Genomic DNA, 17,338 nt, shown 5'->3' on the forward strand with positions numbered 1-17,338 from the left:
CCTTCCAGGCAGCATCAAAAAGAGAAAACCCAGACACAATAGAGGAATCATGACCAAACTCGGTAAGTCATTACTGGCAATCGCCGTAACCGGCTGTTTCTGCAACGCCCCCCAGGCCGGCAACTTCAGCCACATCTATTTTTTTGGCGACAGCCTGACTGATACCGGCGCCTATGCCGGTGGGGCAGGTGTTGCCACAGGAGCCCGTTTCACGATCAACCCAGGGTTAATCTATGCAGACCTGCTGGCTCAGCATTATGGCAAAACCGCAGTCGCCATCAATCGTGACAACCCCAATACTTCGACCAACGGCAACAACTATGCTCAAGGCGGAGCCCGATCCATAGAAAGTGATCGTACGGGCCTGTTCGGCAACATCCATGATTTACCGACACAAGTCACCCATGCCATTGCAGATATGCGTGCCCGCGGCGTCAACGGCATGGATCCCAACTCACTCTATGTAGTGTACACGGGAGGTAACGACGTTCCGGTGGCGCTGCAAAAAGCCGCAGCCAGCCAAGCAGATGCCGCGGCAGAAATTCAAGCATCGGCGACCAGCCTGGTAACGCAAGTAGTTACGCTCAACAAGCTGGGCGCCAAGAGCATCGTGGTCCCGAATCTGCCCAATTTTGCCAACGTACCCGGCGTGGCTTATGGCGTCATTGACGGCATTCTCGCCAACCCCGCTGTCCAAGGCGGTATCACCACCGTAGTCATGGCCCAGGTCGATGCCCAGATTAATGCAGGCAACCTGCCCCCAGCCAATCGGGCAGCAGCCATCGCAGCGGGTGTATCCAGTGCAACCAGCAATGTTCGCACATCCGTACTGGGTGCCATGTTTGCTCAATACAGGGCAAGCGACAATCCTAGCACCGCGCGTACCAATGCAGCAGCCGCAGCACAGGCCGCCTTTCTGGCAGCAGGCATTCCTTTGCCGGATGGCACTGTGGCCATGGCTATCACGACCGCAACGGCTGGCGGCAAAACACTCAGCGAAGGCTTCAATCTGGCCGTCAGCGCCGGCCTGCTATCGCAAGGGGTCAATGTCATCCCCGCCGATATCTTTCACTTGGTCGATGAAGTCGTCGCGGATTCCAAATCCTATGGCATCGACAACGTCACGGGCGCCGCATGCTCAAATATGCTGGTCAATTCAATCCAGTGTGCCAATACCACTCCAGATACTGACCTGAGCAAAGTCTATCTGTTTGCAGACGATCGCCACCCGACACCACAGATGCATGCGCTGATTGCCGACTATGTCTTGTCGATTCTGGAAGCCAGCCGGGCCGTAGCACCACTGGCCGACCTGCAGCTGACCAACGGCCGGACGCAAGAAGTCATGATCGAGAATCATCTCCGCGCCTTAGCTGGCACACGTCAAGCCGCCAGTGGTTATCGGGTGTTTGTCGATGGCGCCTCCACCCGTGCCGACCAAACCGCCCGCGATACCCTGCCCAGCTACGATGGCAAAGACAAGCTCAGTGCAACGGTGGGCTTTGATGTACTTGCTGCGGATAACATCAGTATTGGTTTCGCGGTCTCGCGTAATGAGCAATCTGGCAGAGTGAGCAACAACGGCAATGTCAAAAGTCGGGAAACGGCATTCAGCGTGTTTGGTCAGGCAGATATCGACGCCTGGTATGTCAATTGGCTGGGAAGTGTCGGCAATACCCACTTCGATCATATCGAACGTGTCATCCAGCTTGGGGTTGCTACGCGCATCGAAAACGGTACGGCCAAGGCAGATCGGACACAACTGAAAATCGGTACCGGTTTCCGAATCCCACTGGGGCCTTTCACATTGATCCCCAAGGGCGGCATCGCCTATCAGAACGTAGGGGTGGCTGCTTATCAGGAAGATAGTGGCCGCTCCACAGCCATGACTTTCAGCAACCAGAAGGTCAAATCAGTGGTTGGGAGTCTTGGTGTAGCAGTAGAGGGCAAAATTGCTTTGAGTTTCGGTGCAGTACGTCCCTACCTGGATCTGGCTGGCAAACATGAATTCAAAGGCGGAGACCGCAACTTGACCGTTGGATTGATCAACATGCCCGGTAGTTTTGTCGTCCCGATTGTACGCCAGGATGACAGCTATGGCATGGTTGGTGCCGGCGTGAACATCGATATCAGTAAAGCCACCACGATAGGTGCGAACTACCATCAGGTCGTTGGCATGTCAGATAACAAGGAACGTACTGCTGGACTCAGCTTTCTGACCCGTTTCTAACCATCCGCCCCAACGGATAATGTGGTCATGACAAGCGTGGCCGTTTTTGGATGATATCGAAGCGAACACAGGGATTGGTGGTCGTGTAGAATAAGGCGCTTTCCATGCTCAACCCTTCCCGCCGATGACGGCCGCCATTCGCATTCAACAGATCAGCAAGCGTTATCAAACCTTGCAAGCGCTCGACCAAGTCAGCCTGGACATTCATCAGGGCGAATTTTTTGCACTACTAGGCCCCAACGGCGCTGGCAAAACGACATTGATCACCATCATGGCCGGTTTGACCCGTGCTGACACCGGCAGCATCGAGGTGATGGGCCACAACGTTGTTACCGATTACCGAAACGCCCGCCGCAATCTAGGTATCGTACCGCAAGAGCTGGTGTTCGATCCGTTCTTCACTGTCCGCGAAACTTTGCGTATCCAGTCCGGCTATTTTGGCCTGAAAAAGAATGATGACTGGATTGACGAAATCATGACCAATCTGGATCTGATGAACAAGGCAGAGGTCAACATGCGGGCGCTGTCCGGCGGTATGAAGCGACGAGTGCTGGTTGCCCAGGCCTTGGTACATCGCCCGCCAGTCATCGTACTGGATGAACCGACTGCTGGTGTTGATGTTGAACTGCGCCAAAGCCTGTGGGAATTTATCAAGAAGTTGAACCAGGCCGGCCACACCATTGTCTTGACTACCCATTATCTGGAAGAAGCCGAAACCTTGTGCAATCGTATTGCCATGCTCAAGCAGGGCCGCATCATCGCACTGGATGACAAGACCAATTTCCTGAATGGTCATGCTACCCATCAAGTAAGGGTAAAGGTGTTTCCCGATGTGCTGCCAGCCAGCCTGCAGCCGTTGTTGGCAGGGCAGGAAGAAGGCTACTACCGGCTCAAATTGCCAGCACTGGACCAGCTGGAAATGGTCTTGATGACGCTTCGTGAAGCGGGTGTCAACGTAAAAGACATCGCCCTTGAACAACCCAGCCTGGAAGATGTGTTTGTCCAGGTGATGCACAAACCCTGACACGTGAACATGACCGGTTTTTCAACGCTGCTATACAAGGAAGTGCTCCGATTCTGGAAAGTCAGCCTACAGACAATCCTGGCGCCAGTCGTTACGGCATTGCTGTATCTGATGATCTTCTCGCATGCTATCGGCAGCCATGTCGTGGTGTATCAGAACATTCAGTATGTTCACTTCCTGATTCCCGGGCTGGTCATGATGTCGATGCTGCAGAACGCATTTGCCAACAGCTCCTCCAGCCTGATCCAGTCCAAGATCACCGGCAATATCGTGTTCATTCTACTGCCGCCCCTGACACATATTGAATTTTTTGGCGCCTATGTCATCGCGTCGGTTGTACGTGGCATTGCAGTAGGCCTGGGTGTATTTGCCGTGACCTGGTGGTTTGTCCCGCCAGCACTGCCCCACCCGATCTGGGCACTGGTGTTCTCAATACTGGGTTGTGCCATGCTGGGCACGCTGGGGCTCATCGCTGGCATCTGGGCGGAGAAATTCGATCAGCTTGCCGGATTCCAGAACTTTCTGATCATGCCGCTCACCTTTCTGGCGGGCGTGTTCTATTCGATCCATTCGCTGCCAGATTTTTGGCAGAAAGTCTCTCATTTCAATCCATTTTTTTATATGATCGATGGGTTCCGCTTCGGTTTTCTAGGTGCATCTGACGTGCCACCAGTGCACAGCCTGCTCGTGATAGGCGGCTGTACACTAGCGTTGACGCTGTTCACGCTGTACCTGCTGAAAACTGGTTACAAGCTGAGACATTGATCACCTTACCGGCCCATTTTTTGATACAGAGCCAACATGGTCACTCCCGAACAAATCAAGCAATACATCACCGCCAACCTGCCCTGTGACATCCTTGAAGTCCAGGGCGATGGCCACCACTTCGAAGCGCTGATCGTCAGCCCCGAATTTACAGGCAAGAACCGCGTCCAGCAGCATCAGCGTGTTTACCTGGCACTCGGTGATCGCATGCGCGAGGAAATTCACGCGCTTTCCATGAAAACCTACAGCCCGGAACAATGGGCTGCCGCACAAGGCTGATATCACATGGATAAGCTGAAAATTACAGGCGGTACGCCGCTGAATGGTGAAATCGTTATTTCCGGCGCCAAGAATGCTGCACTGCCGATTCTGTGCGCTGGCCTACTGACAGCCGATACGCTACGCCTCACCAACGTTCCGCAACTGCGAGATGTTTTGACCACCCAAAAGCTGTTGCAGCAAATGGGTGTACGGGTGATGACCGACAACGTGCACGAGTTCGAGATCACCGCCAACCAGGTAGACAATCTGGTGGCATCGTATGAACTGGTGAAAACCATGCGCGCCTCCATCCTGGTGCTGGGTCCGATGTTGGCGCGATTCGGCGAAGCCACTGTCAGCTTGCCGGGAGGCTGCGCCATTGGTTCCCGTCCGGTGGATCAGCACATCAAGGGTCTTGAAGCCATGGGCGCCGAGATCAAGATCGAGCACGGTTACATCAAAGCTCGTGCCAGCCGCCTGAAGGGGGCGCGTATCGTAACCGATATGGTCACCGTCACCGGTACTGAGAACCTGATGATGGCTGCGGCATTGGCAGAGGGTGTCACCACCATTGAAAACGCTGCTCGCGAGCCTGAAGTCGTAGATCTGGCAGAATGTCTGACGGCCATGGGCGCCAAGATTTATGGTGCAGGTAGCGATACCATCACCGTTGAAGGGGTAGATCGCCTTCATGGCGGTGCCCATCGCGTCATGCCAGACCGTATTGAAACCGGCACTTTTCTGGTGGCCGCAGCAGCCAGCCGCAGTCATCTGGTCATGCGCAATACCCGTGCCGACATTCTGGATTCAGTCTTGGACAAACTCAAGGAAGCGGGCGCCCATATCGAAGCTGGCAAGGACTGGATCAGCCTGGACATGAAACGCCGTCCGACCGCCGTCAATATCCGCACACTGCCCTACCCCGCTTTCCCGACTGATATGCAGGCACAATTCATGATCCTGAATACAATTGCTGAAGGCACTGGAGTGATTACCGAGACCATCTTCGAAAACCGCTTCATGCATGCGCCAGAGCTTAGCCGTATGGGCGCCAGCATTGAAACCAGTGGCAATACGGCCATCACCCGCGGCGTGGCGAAACTCTCGGCGGCGACCGTCATGGCCACCGACTTGCGTGCATCGGCCAGTTTGGTCATTGCCGGTCTGATTGCAGAAGGAGACACAACGGTGGACCGCATTTACCATCTGGATCGCGGATACGAACATATCGAACGTAAGTTGTCCGGCGTTGGGGCACAAATTGAGCGTATCAGTTGATCACCGATCAGCTCCCCATCATACAAAACGCCGCATCGATTGCGGCGTTTTGCGTTTACCACGATGACCGCCGATCAACTGACCGTGCAAATACGCCCGTAGTATTTACCGGCTTGCCCTGTCCCGATGAAATTCCCCATTGCTTGCAGATACCCTTTCGCCTTCTTGTACGGACCAGTGCCATCCACAATCACAGACTGTGTCGAAGTACCATAAACCATGGATGCCCCAACCTCAGCGCTGATGATATTGCCCAACGGGGTCTTGATGATGGTGCGAGACGTAAACAGGCGACGTGTCTGTGGAATTGTTCCGCCAGGCAGTGGTGGTACAGCTTTTTCATTGATAATTGCCGGGGTCAATAACTGTCCTTGATTGGAACCAAAGGCAGTCTCGGCGGTCAAGCCGGTAAAACCAGTCCCGATACCAGACAGTGTCGTTTTGTAGCAAGAGTTTGGCACACGCGGTCCAAGATAAGCATTACCTGGATACTCCGTCACAATCTTGCACGTCGCATCCAGATCCAGCTTGATCGTACCTGTGATATCCCGACACATTTCAGCAGCTTGCACCGATACGCCCAAGCCTGACAGCAATACAATACCAAGCAGCTTCATCTTCATGATTTTCCTCAGAGATAATTTGATTGGGATCGACTTACACTCTCATAACCACTTCCAAAACCCGATCCATGCTAATCCCAAAAAAAGCCCAACCTCAAGCAATTTTTCCCAATAAAATAAATAAGATAACATTCGTAAAAACAGGAAATTCCAATTTATTGAAATTCATAACCAGAGATACACAACACCCACACTATAAAATCAGATGACATGTTCAAGACAACGTGAATGTTTCCGCACCTGCACAACTTCTGATATCTCCCCCATGCGATTTTCCGGCACACTTCAAACTTGCCCTATTCCTGCTCCCACATTGCACCGCTTGCTCCCCTTTTCCGAATTGACATCGCACAAATTGCCTTTCTTGGCGCAACATTTTTCACAAAATGGGATACAATCGGGGTGAAATCTTTCTCCTAGACCCGATTTTCCGTGAGCACAATCACTATTGCCTTATCCAAAGGCCGCATTTTTGATGAAACCCTGCCAATGCTCGAAGCTGCAGGTATCGTTCCGTCCGAAAACCCGGAAACCTCGCGTAAGCTGATCATTGGTACCAATCGTGACGATGTACGGTTGATCATTGTCCGAGCGACCGATGTGCCAACCTATGTGCAACATGGCGCGGCCGATTTGGGCGTGGCCGGCAAGGATGTGCTTCTGGAACATGGAGGGGCCAATCTTTATCAACCATTGGATCTGGAAATTGCCCAATGCCGGTTGATGGTGGCAACCCGTGCAGATTTCGATTACGCCGCCGCTGTAGGGCGCGGTGCTCGCTTACGCGTAGCCACTAAATATGTGAACTCCGCTCGCGAACATTTTGCAGCCAAAGGTGTGCACATTGATCTGATCAAACTTTACGGCTCAATGGAGTTGGCACCGCTGGTCGGCTTGTCCGATGTGATTGTCGATCTGGTCAGCACTGGCGGCACCTTGAAAGCCAATAATCTGGTTGCCGTTGAACACATTCTGGATGTCAGCTCTCGCTTGGTCGTCAATCAAGCAGCCTATAAACTCAAGCGCAACAAGCTGGCGCCGATCTTCGATGCGTTCAAACACGCCATGCACCACCATCACGCCCATTAACACCCGGTCTTGAGCAGGCGTGCGCGGCCCTGTTCGGGACCGCAAAACGGCAATTTTCCAAGCTAAAATGCCGCGCGAACGATACAATATTGCGTCGCACTGAACCGAACATCATGGCTACTATCCGCCGTCTCGACTCCAGTACCCCCGGCTTTCGCGCTGAGCTAAGCCAGTTGCTTGCCTTTGAAACTGCACAAGACCTGAAGGTCGATGCGGCAGTCCAGGCAATTCTTTCCGATGTCAAAACCCGTGGCGATGAAGCAGTGCTGGAATGTACCCGCCGCTTTGACCGCATCCAGGCCCATTCCATGGCAGAACTGGAAATGTCGCGCACCACGTTACAAGCGGCCTATGAGCAATTACCGGATCGCGAGAAGCAAGCGCTGACAGCCGCCGCAGAACGGATTCGCCGTTATCACGAGCACCAGAAGCAGACATCCTGGCAATATCAGGAAGCAGATGGCACCGTCCTAGGTCAGCAAGTCACACCGCTGGATCGCGTAGGCATCTATGTCCCAGGCGGCAAAGCAGCGTATCCGTCATCCGTGCTGATGAACGCCATGCCGGCGCAGGTGGCAGGTGTAGGTGAAATCATCATGGTGTCCCCTGCCCGAGCTGGTGACGAGCAACAATTGGTGCTCGCTGCCGCGTATCTGGCTGGCGTACATCGCGTCATCACGATTGGCGGTGCGCAAGCTGTCGCCGCGCTGGCTTATGGCACGGCAACCATTCCGCAAGTGGACAAGATTGTCGGCCCAGGCAATGCCTATGTAGCAGCCGCCAAGCGCCATGTTTTTGGTGTGGTGGGTATCGATATGGTGGCCGGCCCATCGGAAATCCTGGTCATCTGCGATGGTCAAACTGATCCAGACTGGATTGCGATGGATCTGTTCAGCCAAGCAGAGCATGACGAAATTGCCCAGGCTATCCTGCTCTGCCCGGATGATGCATTCATCGACCGTGTTACAACCAGCATCAACAAGCTGTTACCCACCATGCCCCGCCAGGACATCATTACCGCATCACTGACTGGGCGTGGTGCCTTGATCAAAGTCGCCAATCTGGATGAAGCCTGTGATATCGCCAATTGGATTGCACCGGAACACCTGGAATTGTCCGTCGCCGACGCCCCCTCCATGGCCAACAAGATCCGTCATGCAGGCGCCATTTTCATGGGCCGTTACACATCAGAATCGCTGGGTGATTACTGTGCCGGTCCCAACCATGTGTTACCCACATCCCGTACCGCGCGATTTGCCAGCCCACTGGGCGTTTATGATTTCCAGAAACGTTCCAGCTTGATCATGGTATCGCCTGACGGCGCCAACACATTGGGGCGCATCGCGTCTGTGCTGGCACATGGCGAAGGCTTGCAAGGCCATGCCCGGGCAGCAGAATTTCGCCTGAAGGCAGACTGAACCAGACAACGGTAGCGTGCCCGATGTGGAATCGCTACCGACCGATTCAACCTGTAATTTGACAATTGCCATGACCACGCCTCAACAACTGATCCGCCCTGAAATCCTGGCCATGTCCGCCTATCATGTGCCGCCCGCCAGCAACATGATCAAGCTGGATGCGATGGAAAATCCTTACCCGTTGCCTGCGGCCTTACGACATCAACTTGGCCAGGGGTTGGGCGAAGTGGCGATCAATCGTTATCCGGATGCAGGTTATGGTGAGCTGAAACGCCGCCTTCGCGATGCTTTTGCCATTCCAGAGGATGCTGGCTTGATGCTGGGCAATGGTTCTGACGAGCTGATCCAGATATTGGCAATGGGGCTGGCCCGTCCGGGCACCAAGCTGATGAGCCTGGAGCCAAGCTTTGTCATGTACCGCATGATTGCAACGTTTTGTCAGATGCAGTATGTCGGCGTTGCCTTGAATGACGATTTCACGCTGAATCTGAATGCCACATTGGCGGCGATTGAGCGCGAACAGCCTGCATTGATATTCATTGCCTATCCCAACAACCCGACAGGCAATCACTTTCCAGCAGAACAGATTGCGCAGATCATCCGTGCAGCCAAAGGATTGGTTGTGGTGGATGAAGCCTATGAAGCATTTGCGCAGGACAGCTTCCTGCCGCGACTGCATGAATTCCCCAATCTGCTGATCCTGAGAACCTTGTCCAAAGTAGGGCTGGCCGGGCTACGGCTGGGTTATATGGTAGGCGCTACGGCTTGGATCAACGAATTCGAGAAATTGCGGCCACCTTATAACATCAACGTGTTGACGCAATATGCTGCCGAAATGGTATTGACCCATATCGATGAGTTGCATGCTCAAACCCGGCTGATCCGTGACGAAAGAGCAGTGTTGTCAGCTCAGTTGTCGACCTTGCCGCAATTGAGCCAATATCCGTCGGACGCAAATTTCATCCTGGTGCGCGTACCGGATGCCCCTGCCACCCATACCGCCTTGAAAGTAGACGGCATTCTGGTCAAGAACCTGCACGGCAGCCATTCGTTGCTGCAGAATTGTCTGCGATTGACTGTCGGCACACCGGCCGAAAATCGCTTGTTGTTTGATGCACTTAAATCCGCTCTAATGGCGGTGGATGCTTAATCATGTCTATTACTGCAATGCGCGAAGCCGCCGTTACCCGAAATACACTGGAAACCCAGATCACCGTCAAACTCAATCTGGATGGCACCGGCTTGTCCAGATTCGAAACCGGGTTACCCTTCCTGGATCACATGATGGATCAGATTGCCCGTCACGGCTTGATTGATCTGGATATTGTCGCACATGGTGACCTGCATATCGACGGCCACCATACTGCCGAAGATATCGGCATCACCCTGGGCCAAGCCTTTGCCAAGGCATTGGGCGACAAAAAAGGCATACGCCGGTATGGCCATGCCTACGTACCGCTGGATGAAGCCTTGTCACGGGTGGTGATCGACCTTTCCGGTCGGCCGGGATTGGAATTCCATGTCGAATTCACCCGTGCCATGATCGGCCAGTTCGATGTCGACCTGTTCCACGAATTCTTCCAGGGTTTCGTCAACCATGCCGGTGTTACATTACATATCGACAATCTGCGCGGCCATAACTCGCATCATCAAGCCGAAACTGTATTCAAAGCCTTTGGTCGAGCACTACGCATGGCTGCGGAGACCGACCCACGCATGGTCGGCATCATGCCATCGACAAAAGGCACTCTCTAGGTCTATAACACCGATAACAAGATGAAACAGACAATCGCAGTCATTGATTATGGAATGGGCAATGTGCGCTCGGTCACCAAAGCACTGGAGCATGTAGCGCCCGAGGCACAGGTGCTATTGACCAGTGATACCCAACAAATTGAACAGGCGGACAAGGTGGTGTTTCCCGGGCAAGGCGCCATGCGCGACTGCATGGCCGAGCTGACCGCACGCGGCCTACGTGCTGCCGTCAGCCAAGCAGCCGCTACCCGCCCCTTCCTGGGTATATGTATCGGCGAACAAATGCTGTTTGAACATAGTGAAGAATTCGACACCCCAGGACTGGGTATTTTGCCAGGTACAGTGACACGCTTTCCACAAGACAAAATGATGGATGCGCGAGGCAACCGGTTGAAAGTTCCACACATGGGCTGGAACGAAGTATGGCAAAACCGCCCGCATCCGCTTTGGCATGGCATCGACAATGGTGCCCGCTTCTATTTCGTCCATAGCTATCACGTGACCACGACTGGCACCGAACTGATCACGGGGGAAAGCGATTACCCCTATCGCTTCACCTGCGCCGTAGGTCGTGCCAATCTGTTTGCAACTCAGTTCCATCCGGAAAAAAGCCATACAGCCGGGCTGCGCCTGCTCAGCAACTTTGTTGCCTGGAACGGCCAAGCCTGATGCCTGATCCCTTAACCTTTATCTGAACCGCACTTTTCATCATGTTGCTCATCCCTGCAATCGACCTCAAAGACGGACAATGCGTACGCCTTCGCCAAGGCGAAATGGAGGATGCCACAGTGTTCTCCGAAAATCCGGCCGCCATGGCCGAGCATTGGCTGAATCACGGTGCGCGACGCCTGCATCTGGTAGACCTGAATGGCGCCTTTGCCGGCAAGCCGAAAAATCTTGAAGCCATCAAAGAGATCATGTCTGTCGTCAATGGCGAAATCCCAGTACAACTGGGTGGCGGCATTCGCGATCTGGAGACTATCGAGAAATACCTCGATATCGGCCTGTCCTATGTCATCATCGGCACAGCGGCCGTGAAACGTCCTGGTTTTCTGCACGAGGCCTGCGATGCCTTCCCTGGCCATGTCATCGTCGGCCTGGATGCCAAAGATGGCAAAGTGGCCGTGGATGGCTGGTCAAAAATCACCGGTCACGATGTCGTTGATCTGGCCAAGCGCTTTGAAGATTACGGTGTAGAAGCTGTCATTTATACCGATATTGGCCGTGATGGCATGCTTAACGGTGTCAACATTGAGGCAACCGTCAAACTGGCTCAGCACTTGCATGTGCCAGTCATCGCAAGTGGTGGAATCACCGATCTGGAAGACGTCAAACGCCTGTGTGATGTGGAAGATGAAGGCATTATGGGTGCCATCACTGGCCGTGCCATCTATGAAGGCACACTTAGTTTCAGTGATGCCCAAAACCTGGCCGACGACCTGCGCCCTTAACCATGCCACATCAATCGACACAACGCTTCTCGAATCGGGTAGGCGATTACAGCCGTGCACGCCCCGATTACCCAACTGCGGTATTCGACTGGCTGCATGATCTGGGTGCCCTGTCTGACAACAGTCAGGTAGCCGACATGGGTTCTGGCACGGGTATTTCCACGCTCCCCTTGCTGACCCACGCCGCTAAGGTATATGCAGTGGAGCCGAACGACGCCATGCGACAATCGGCGGAAACCAATCTTGCGGGACATATCGGATTTATCAGCATCAACGGCACAGCCGAAGCCACTACACTGCCTGATCAGTGCGTGGATCTGATCGTTGCAGGCCAGGCTTTTCATTGGTTTGACCCAGCCCCTACTCGCCAGGAATGGCAACGTATTCTCAAACCCACCGGTCAAGTGGTGTTGATGTGGAACGATCGCGATATCCACAGTACGGCCTTCCTGCTCGGGTATGAGGCCATGTTGCAAACCCACGGCACCGACTATCGCGAGGTTAATCACACTCAAATTGATGAACAGCGAGTCGCACAGTTCTACGGTCACCCGCCACGATGCCAGCGTTTCCCGAACAAACAAGTGTTCGATCTGGATGGCATGCTGGCTCGGTTGCGTTCCAGCTCGTACACGCCAGCCCCCGATCAACTTGGCTTTGCGCCAATGATGGATGCAGCACGTGCCCTGTTCGAGCAACATGAGCAACACGGACAGATCGAATTCCTATATCAAACCGTGGTCTATTGCGGATCATTGTGTTCCAACTGACAAACAGACATCGATGTCCCTAGCCAAACGCATTATTCCCTGTCTTGACGTGACTGCCGGCCGTGTTGTGAAAGGCGTCAATTTTGTCGGCCTGCAAGATGCCGGAGACCCGGTCGAAATTGCCAAGCGCTATGACGACCAAGGTGCCGACGAACTGACTTTTCTGGACATTACCGCCAGCTCCGATGAGCGAGATCTCATCCTGCACATCATTGAGGCCGTCGCTGCGCAGGTGTTCATTCCGCTCACAGTAGGTGGCGGCGTGCGCCAAGTAGAAGATATCCGCCGTTTGCTGAATGCTGGGGCGGACAAGGTGTCAATCAATACGTCGGCAGTCACCAACCCACAATTGGTGGCCGATGCCGCAGGCCGCTTCGGCTCGCAGTGCATTGTGGTTGCGATAGATGCCAAGGATGTTGGCACAGCAGAGGCGCCACATTGGGAAGTTTTCACCCATGGCGGCCGCAAAACGACCGGCTTGGAAGTAGTCACTTGGGCGAAAAAAATGCAAGCACTGGGTGCCGGTGAAATCCTACTGACCAGTATGGATCGAGACGGCACCAAGCAAGGTTTCAATCTTCCGCTAACCCGCGCCGTATCAGACGCAGTGGACATTCCGGTGATTGCTTCCGGTGGGGTGGGCAACCTGCAACATCTTGCTGATGGTATTCTGTTAGGCCACGCCGATGCCGTGCTGGCAGCGAGTATTTTCCATTATGGCGAATATACTGTGCAGCAGGCCAAGGTTTTCATGCGTCAACAAGGTATTGAGGTGAGACTGTGAGCTGGCTCAACGAAATCCGCTGGAACCGCGACGGACTGATCCCTGTCATCGCGCAGGACTGGAAAACCGGACGTGTGTTGATGTTTGCCTACGCCAACCGTACCGCCCTGGCATTGTCTGCAGAGAAGGGTACTGCCCACTACTGGTCGCGCAGCCGTAACAAACTGTGGCATAAAGGTGAAGAGTCCGGCCACTATCAGCGTATCCATGAAATCCGTATGGATTGTGATGAAGACGTGGTTATCTACCTGATCGAACAGCAAGGTGGTATTGCCTGCCATACTGGCCGTGAAAGCTGCTTCTATCGCAAGTTGCAGGATGGCGAGTGGGTCGTGACCGACGACGTACTCAAAGATCCCAAGTACATCTATCGCCCACATTCGTGAAAACAACCCTGTCATGCCATTACAGCTGCCGGCACGCTGCGTGACAGTTGTTTTACACTTTTTTAACATTCCGCGCTTACAATAGCGCTTTCGCCATCAAACGGGCTCCCACATGATCAGCGCCGAAGTATTGCACCGACTGGCCCAGACACTTGAAACCCGCAAGCAGGCCGACCCGGATTCGTCCTACGTTGCCAAACTGTTTCATAACGGACAGGATGCCATACTGAAAAAGATTGGCGAAGAAGCCACCGAGACAGTCATGGCTTCAAAGGACAATGATCGACTGCATTTAGTGCGGGAAGTGGCTGACCTGTGGTTCCACAGTATGGTGCTGCTTTCCTGGCATGGCTTGGGCCCGGATGACGTACTAGCTGAATTACACCGTCGCGAAGGCATTTCCGGCGTTGATGAAAAAGCAGCACGACCCAAAGACTGACAAGGACCAGACATGAGCGATTGCATCTTCTGCAAGATCGTACAAGGTAGCATCCCTGCCAAAAAATTATATGAAGACGATGATGTAGTAGCCTTCCACGACATCAACCCCATTGCGCCCGTACATTTTTTACTGATCCCGAAACAGCATGTGGATTCGCTGGTCGAATGTACTGAGGAACACGATGCCGTGCTGGGTAAAATGCTGCGCCTGGCGCCCAAACTTGCCCACGAGCAAGGCCTGACAACCGGTTTCCGGACGGCCATCAACACGGGTAAGGGCGGTGGTCAAATTGTGTTTCACCTGCATGTGCATGTATTTGGCGGCGCCGGTGGCAAACTGAGCGACGTTCTGGAAAAACTGAATCACGGCTGAGTTGCATCCATTGCAACTGCCTGTATCTCTGAAGGAGTCAATCATGGGTTCATTGAGCATTTGGCACTGGCTGGTCGTTCTACTGATCGTGGTCATGGTCTTTGGCACGAAAAAGCTGCGTAATGCCGGGGGCGATCTGGGTGCCGCCGTCAAAAACTTCAAAGATGGCATGAGCGGTGGCAACGACAAAACCGACGAGCAGAAAAAAGACACCGGCCGCATTATTGATGCTGACAGCGAAAAACGCTGATCCGTGAGAGCTGCCTCATCCACTCGATGATTGACAATAGGTCGCCGCACCGATCCTCTCACTCATCATCTGGTCGGAACTAACGAAGCAACAAAATCAGCATTCAGCATGAGATACGACCGATCTCATGCTGATTGATAATAGATTGACGAGCAGGCTCATGATTTCAATCCAGCCTATCGTTCTTACGTTGGCCCGCAGTCAATCCATCCTGAGTACAGGGTGTGATTTATCCGTCGAAAAAATCAATATCGGGAGTCATCTTGTTTGACGTCAGTTTTGGCGAAATGGTCACCATTGGCGTGGTCGCACTGGTTGTGATCGGGCCAGAACGACTCCCTAAAGTGGCACGTACCCTTGGCCACTTGGTCGGCAGGGCACAACGCTACGTGGCACAGGTTAAAGCAGATGTATCACGTGAGATGGAGCTGGATGAACTGCGCAAGGTGCAGACCGAATTCACCCAAGCGGCGCAGCAGTTCGAGCAAACCATTCACAGCCAAGTGCAAAATGTACACCAAGGCGCCGACAGCTTGCATACCGATGCTGGTCAGTTCTCCCAGCAATTACGCGATAACATTCTAGGTTCACCCAGCCCTGCGCCCGAGCTGATGACCCCAGTCGACGATTACAACTACGACCTATTCTCCCAACCTGATCAACCGGCCTCAGCCTCAATATCGGCAATGGATCAGGATGAGCTGGCTTTTCGCGCGGCACAACTGGATCTATTCGCTGACATGCCCGGGCATGCACCCGCTCCGCCTGTGGTGGCAGTTGCCCGGACCACCAACTAACCTGACCCTTGGCGCCCTACCTTGCCATGAACGAAGAAGTCCAATCCTTTGTATCGCACCTGGTTGAACTCAGAAACCGCCTGCTACGAATCTTTGCCGGCATCATCATTGTCTTCATCGCCTTGTTCCACTGGTCTGACCAGATTTATGCCCTGCTGGCAATGCCAATGCTGAAATCATTGCCAGTGGGTGGCCAGATGATCGCCACTGATGTCACCACGCCCTTTTTTGTACCGATGAAGGTCACGTTGATGAGCGCTTTTTTGATCAGCTTGCCCAACACCTTGTATCAGATCTGGGCATTCGTTGCCCCTGGCCTTTATGATCACGAAAAACGCATGGTGCTGCCGTTGGTGGTTGCCAGTACGCTCCTTTTCCTTGTCGGCATGGCCTTTGCCTATTTCTTGGTTTTCCCGGTTGTCTTCCACTTCATGAACTCAGTCGCCCCGGAAGGCGTGGCGGTGATGACCGACATCAGCAAATATTTGGACTTTGTGCTGGGTATGTTCCTTGCGTTTGGCGTCACCTTCGAAGTACCCATTGCAGTGATTCTGCTGGTTCAGTTTGGCATTATCAGTGTCGAGAAACTGCGGGAAGCCCGATCCTATGTCATCGTCGGCGCCTTTGTCATTGCGGCTATCGTGACCCCGCCGGATGTACTGTCGCAGATCATGCTGGCTGTGCCGTTATGGCTGCTGTACGAAGTGGGGGTGATTGTGGCAGGGATGATGGTCAAGCAACGTAGCATTGCCTGAAATGTGTACCCAACTTGTGCGGTGATTGAACATTTAAAACAGGCAAGTGAAGGAGAGTTTCGGTATGTCCTGGTCACCTGACCTCTATAACAAAGCCTGGCAATTCACCAGTCAACACCATGCTGGGCAGAAATATGGTGGCCGCATCCCCGGTGAATAGATTGAATACATCAACCATATCGGCAGCGTTGCCATGGAGGTCATGTGGGCCGTGTCAGGTACGCAAGATGCAGATGCCAATCCAGCAATCCAATATGCGTTACTGCACGATACCTTGGAAAGTGCCCAGACAACGTTCGGTCAATTAACTGTCGAGTCTGGTGAAGCAGTTGCCTGCGGTGTACAAGCCTTAAGCAAAAATCCCAGCCTGCCAACCAAGGCCGAGCAAATGAATGACAGCCTGACACGAATTCTGCAGCAACCAACAGAAATCGCGATGGTGAAAATGGCTGACCGCATCACCAATCTCTATCACCCTCCGTTTTACTGGGACAAAGCCAAAATTGCCGCGTACCAGCTGGAAGCACGGTACATCCATGATCGTCTGCACCATGCCAATCCCATCCTGACAACACGACTAGCTGATCATGTTGTGCGCTACCGCCAACTCTGCAAAACGGCTTAACACGCACCCATTCCTCCTCTCCTCGCAGTCCTTTTATACATCGCGTGTGGCATAATCTGGCAGCATCCAGACATGTTTGATTCAGGTTAAGCGCTGCTTGTAAATCACCTATGCTGCTGTTAGCCACACTCAATACAAATGGGCTTACCTCAGGGCGGGATCGAACTTGCCAATGGCATCCTAAACTATGGCTTTCGCATGTCTAGCATGTGGGCTTTTGTGTAGGGCAAGCGTACTTTCATCAGTGAAAGTACGCTTTTAGC

General features: G+C 53.5%; 21 protein-coding genes. 20 read left to right on the forward strand and 1 reads right to left on the reverse strand.

Annotated elements, in window-relative coordinates; all coding sequences use genetic code 11:
* Positions 1–49: 49 nt before the first annotated feature.
* The 5 genes from FFS57_RS07980 to murA all read left to right on the forward strand — a co-directional run bounded on the left by FFS57_RS07980 (position 50) and on the right by murA (position 5,558).
* The gene (locus FFS57_RS07980) at positions 50–2,230 is read left to right on the forward strand and encodes an autotransporter outer membrane beta-barrel domain-containing protein (RefSeq protein ID WP_137937246.1); all 2,181 of its coding nucleotides are present in this window, start codon (positions 50–52) and stop codon (positions 2,228–2,230) included.
* A gap of 124 nt (positions 2,231–2,354) precedes the next feature.
* On the forward strand, positions 2,355–3,254 hold the full coding sequence (locus FFS57_RS07985) for an ABC transporter ATP-binding protein (RefSeq protein WP_137937247.1): 900 nt from the start codon (positions 2,355–2,357) through the stop codon (positions 3,252–3,254).
* Positions 3,255–3,263: 9 nt separating this feature from the next.
* Positions 3,264–4,019, forward strand: a complete 756-nt coding sequence (locus tag FFS57_RS07990; RefSeq protein ID WP_137937248.1) for an ABC transporter permease — start codon at positions 3,264–3,266, stop codon at positions 4,017–4,019.
* Positions 4,020–4,055: 36 nt separating this feature from the next.
* Positions 4,056–4,298: a BolA family protein gene (locus tag FFS57_RS07995; protein ID WP_137937249.1), complete on the forward strand. Its 243-nt coding sequence runs from the start codon at positions 4,056–4,058 to the stop codon at positions 4,296–4,298.
* A 6-nt stretch (positions 4,299–4,304) separates the two neighbouring features.
* Positions 4,305–5,558: a UDP-N-acetylglucosamine 1-carboxyvinyltransferase gene (murA, locus tag FFS57_RS08000; protein ID WP_137937250.1), complete on the forward strand. Its 1,254-nt coding sequence runs from the start codon at positions 4,305–4,307 to the stop codon at positions 5,556–5,558.
* A 74-nt stretch (positions 5,559–5,632) separates the two neighbouring features.
* Here the strand turns inward: murA and FFS57_RS08005 are convergent, their stop codons facing one another.
* Positions 5,633–6,181 (reverse strand): hypothetical protein, encoded by a 549-nt coding sequence (locus FFS57_RS08005; RefSeq protein ID WP_137937251.1) that lies wholly within the window; start codon positions 6,179–6,181, stop codon positions 5,633–5,635.
* 432 nt (positions 6,182–6,613) lie between these two features.
* Between FFS57_RS08005 and hisG the strand changes: the two genes are divergently transcribed.
* The 15 genes from hisG to FFS57_RS08080 all read left to right on the forward strand — a co-directional run bounded on the left by hisG (position 6,614) and on the right by FFS57_RS08080 (position 17,075).
* On the forward strand, positions 6,614–7,270 hold the full coding sequence (hisG, locus tag FFS57_RS08010) for an ATP phosphoribosyltransferase (RefSeq protein WP_137937252.1): 657 nt from the start codon (positions 6,614–6,616) through the stop codon (positions 7,268–7,270).
* 113 nt (positions 7,271–7,383) lie between these two features.
* Positions 7,384–8,688 (forward strand): histidinol dehydrogenase, encoded by a 1,305-nt coding sequence (gene hisD, locus FFS57_RS08015; RefSeq protein ID WP_137937253.1) that lies wholly within the window; start codon positions 7,384–7,386, stop codon positions 8,686–8,688.
* 70 nt (positions 8,689–8,758) lie between these two features.
* Entirely contained in the window at positions 8,759–9,838 is a 1,080-nt protein-coding gene (gene hisC, locus FFS57_RS08020) for a histidinol-phosphate transaminase (RefSeq protein ID WP_137937254.1), read from the forward strand.
* A 17-nt stretch (positions 9,839–9,855) separates the two neighbouring features.
* Positions 9,856–10,443 (forward strand): imidazoleglycerol-phosphate dehydratase HisB, encoded by a 588-nt coding sequence (gene hisB / locus FFS57_RS08025; RefSeq protein ID WP_137937275.1) that lies wholly within the window; start codon positions 9,856–9,858, stop codon positions 10,441–10,443.
* 21 nt (positions 10,444–10,464) lie between these two features.
* On the forward strand, positions 10,465–11,112 hold the full coding sequence (gene hisH, locus FFS57_RS08030; RefSeq protein WP_137937255.1) for an imidazole glycerol phosphate synthase subunit HisH: 648 nt from the start codon (positions 10,465–10,467) through the stop codon (positions 11,110–11,112).
* Positions 11,113–11,153: 41 nt separating this feature from the next.
* Positions 11,154–11,894, forward strand: a complete 741-nt coding sequence (gene hisA, locus FFS57_RS08035) for a 1-(5-phosphoribosyl)-5-[(5-phosphoribosylamino)methylideneamino]imidazole-4-carboxamide isomerase (RefSeq protein ID WP_137937256.1) — start codon at positions 11,154–11,156, stop codon at positions 11,892–11,894.
* 2 nt (positions 11,895–11,896) lie between these two features.
* Positions 11,897–12,664, forward strand: coding sequence for a class I SAM-dependent methyltransferase (locus FFS57_RS08040; protein WP_137937257.1), 768 nt, complete (start codon positions 11,897–11,899; stop codon positions 12,662–12,664).
* Between the two features lie 13 nt (positions 12,665–12,677).
* Complete coding sequence (gene hisF / locus FFS57_RS08045) at positions 12,678–13,448, forward strand: imidazole glycerol phosphate synthase subunit HisF (RefSeq protein WP_137937258.1); 771 nt, start codon at positions 12,678–12,680, stop codon at positions 13,446–13,448.
* On the forward strand, positions 13,445–13,834 hold the full coding sequence (gene hisI / locus FFS57_RS08050) for a phosphoribosyl-AMP cyclohydrolase (RefSeq protein ID WP_137937259.1): 390 nt from the start codon (positions 13,445–13,447) through the stop codon (positions 13,832–13,834). The genes hisF and hisI overlap by 4 nt, the downstream gene beginning before the upstream one ends.
* 112 nt (positions 13,835–13,946) lie before the next feature.
* Positions 13,947–14,273, forward strand: coding sequence for a phosphoribosyl-ATP diphosphatase (locus FFS57_RS08055; protein WP_171013745.1), 327 nt, complete (start codon positions 13,947–13,949; stop codon positions 14,271–14,273).
* Positions 14,274–14,285: 12 nt separating this feature from the next.
* Positions 14,286–14,648, forward strand: coding sequence for a histidine triad nucleotide-binding protein (locus FFS57_RS08060; RefSeq protein ID WP_137937260.1), 363 nt, complete (start codon positions 14,286–14,288; stop codon positions 14,646–14,648).
* Between the two features lie 43 nt (positions 14,649–14,691).
* Positions 14,692–14,898: a Sec-independent protein translocase subunit TatA gene (gene tatA, locus FFS57_RS08065; protein ID WP_137937261.1), complete on the forward strand. Its 207-nt coding sequence runs from the start codon at positions 14,692–14,694 to the stop codon at positions 14,896–14,898.
* Between the two features lie 263 nt (positions 14,899–15,161).
* Positions 15,162–15,695: a Sec-independent protein translocase protein TatB gene (gene tatB / locus FFS57_RS08070; protein ID WP_137937262.1), complete on the forward strand. Its 534-nt coding sequence runs from the start codon at positions 15,162–15,164 to the stop codon at positions 15,693–15,695.
* A 26-nt stretch (positions 15,696–15,721) separates the two neighbouring features.
* Positions 15,722–16,450, forward strand: a complete 729-nt coding sequence (tatC, locus tag FFS57_RS08075; protein WP_137937263.1) for a twin-arginine translocase subunit TatC — start codon at positions 15,722–15,724, stop codon at positions 16,448–16,450.
* A gap of 202 nt (positions 16,451–16,652) precedes the next feature.
* Complete coding sequence (locus FFS57_RS08080; protein ID WP_349306721.1) at positions 16,653–17,075, forward strand: bifunctional (p)ppGpp synthetase/guanosine-3',5'-bis(diphosphate) 3'-pyrophosphohydrolase; 423 nt, start codon at positions 16,653–16,655, stop codon at positions 17,073–17,075.
* Positions 17,076–17,338: the final 263 nt, after the last annotated feature.

It is taken from the genome of Chitinivorax sp. B (assembly GCF_005503445.1).
Classification (GTDB): domain Bacteria; phylum Pseudomonadota; class Gammaproteobacteria; order Burkholderiales; family SCOH01; genus Chitinivorax.

Bases quoted from the DNA above. Each gene is read 5' to 3' on its own strand.
- FFS57_RS07980 (WP_137937246.1), top strand. From the start codon at position 50: ATGACCAAACTCGGTAAGTCATTACTGGCAATCGCCGTAACCGGCTGT.
- FFS57_RS07985 (WP_137937247.1), top strand. From the start codon at position 2,355: ATGACGGCCGCCATTCGCATTCAACAGATCAGCAAGCGTTATCAAACC.
- FFS57_RS07990 (WP_137937248.1), top strand. From the start codon at position 3,264: ATGACCGGTTTTTCAACGCTGCTATACAAGGAAGTGCTCCGATTCTGG.
- FFS57_RS07995 (WP_137937249.1), top strand. From the start codon at position 4,056: ATGGTCACTCCCGAACAAATCAAGCAATACATCACCGCCAACCTGCCC.
- murA (WP_137937250.1), top strand. From the start codon at position 4,305: ATGGATAAGCTGAAAATTACAGGCGGTACGCCGCTGAATGGTGAAATC.
- FFS57_RS08005 (WP_137937251.1), bottom strand. From the start codon at position 6,181: ATGAAGATGAAGCTGCTTGGTATTGTATTGCTGTCAGGCTTGGGCGTA.
- hisD (WP_137937253.1), top strand. From the start codon at position 7,384: ATGGCTACTATCCGCCGTCTCGACTCCAGTACCCCCGGCTTTCGCGCT.
- hisC (WP_137937254.1), top strand. From the start codon at position 8,759: ATGACCACGCCTCAACAACTGATCCGCCCTGAAATCCTGGCCATGTCC.
- hisB (WP_137937275.1), top strand. From the start codon at position 9,856: ATGCGCGAAGCCGCCGTTACCCGAAATACACTGGAAACCCAGATCACC.
- hisH (WP_137937255.1), top strand. From the start codon at position 10,465: ATGAAACAGACAATCGCAGTCATTGATTATGGAATGGGCAATGTGCGC.
- hisA (WP_137937256.1), top strand. From the start codon at position 11,154: ATGTTGCTCATCCCTGCAATCGACCTCAAAGACGGACAATGCGTACGC.
- FFS57_RS08040 (WP_137937257.1), top strand. From the start codon at position 11,897: ATGCCACATCAATCGACACAACGCTTCTCGAATCGGGTAGGCGATTAC.
- hisF (WP_137937258.1), top strand. From the start codon at position 12,678: ATGTCCCTAGCCAAACGCATTATTCCCTGTCTTGACGTGACTGCCGGC.
- FFS57_RS08055 (WP_171013745.1), top strand. From the start codon at position 13,947: ATGATCAGCGCCGAAGTATTGCACCGACTGGCCCAGACACTTGAAACC.
- FFS57_RS08060 (WP_137937260.1), top strand. From the start codon at position 14,286: ATGAGCGATTGCATCTTCTGCAAGATCGTACAAGGTAGCATCCCTGCC.
- tatA (WP_137937261.1), top strand. From the start codon at position 14,692: ATGGGTTCATTGAGCATTTGGCACTGGCTGGTCGTTCTACTGATCGTG.
- tatC (WP_137937263.1), top strand. From the start codon at position 15,722: ATGAACGAAGAAGTCCAATCCTTTGTATCGCACCTGGTTGAACTCAGA.
- FFS57_RS08080 (WP_349306721.1), top strand. From the start codon at position 16,653: ATGTGGGCCGTGTCAGGTACGCAAGATGCAGATGCCAATCCAGCAATC.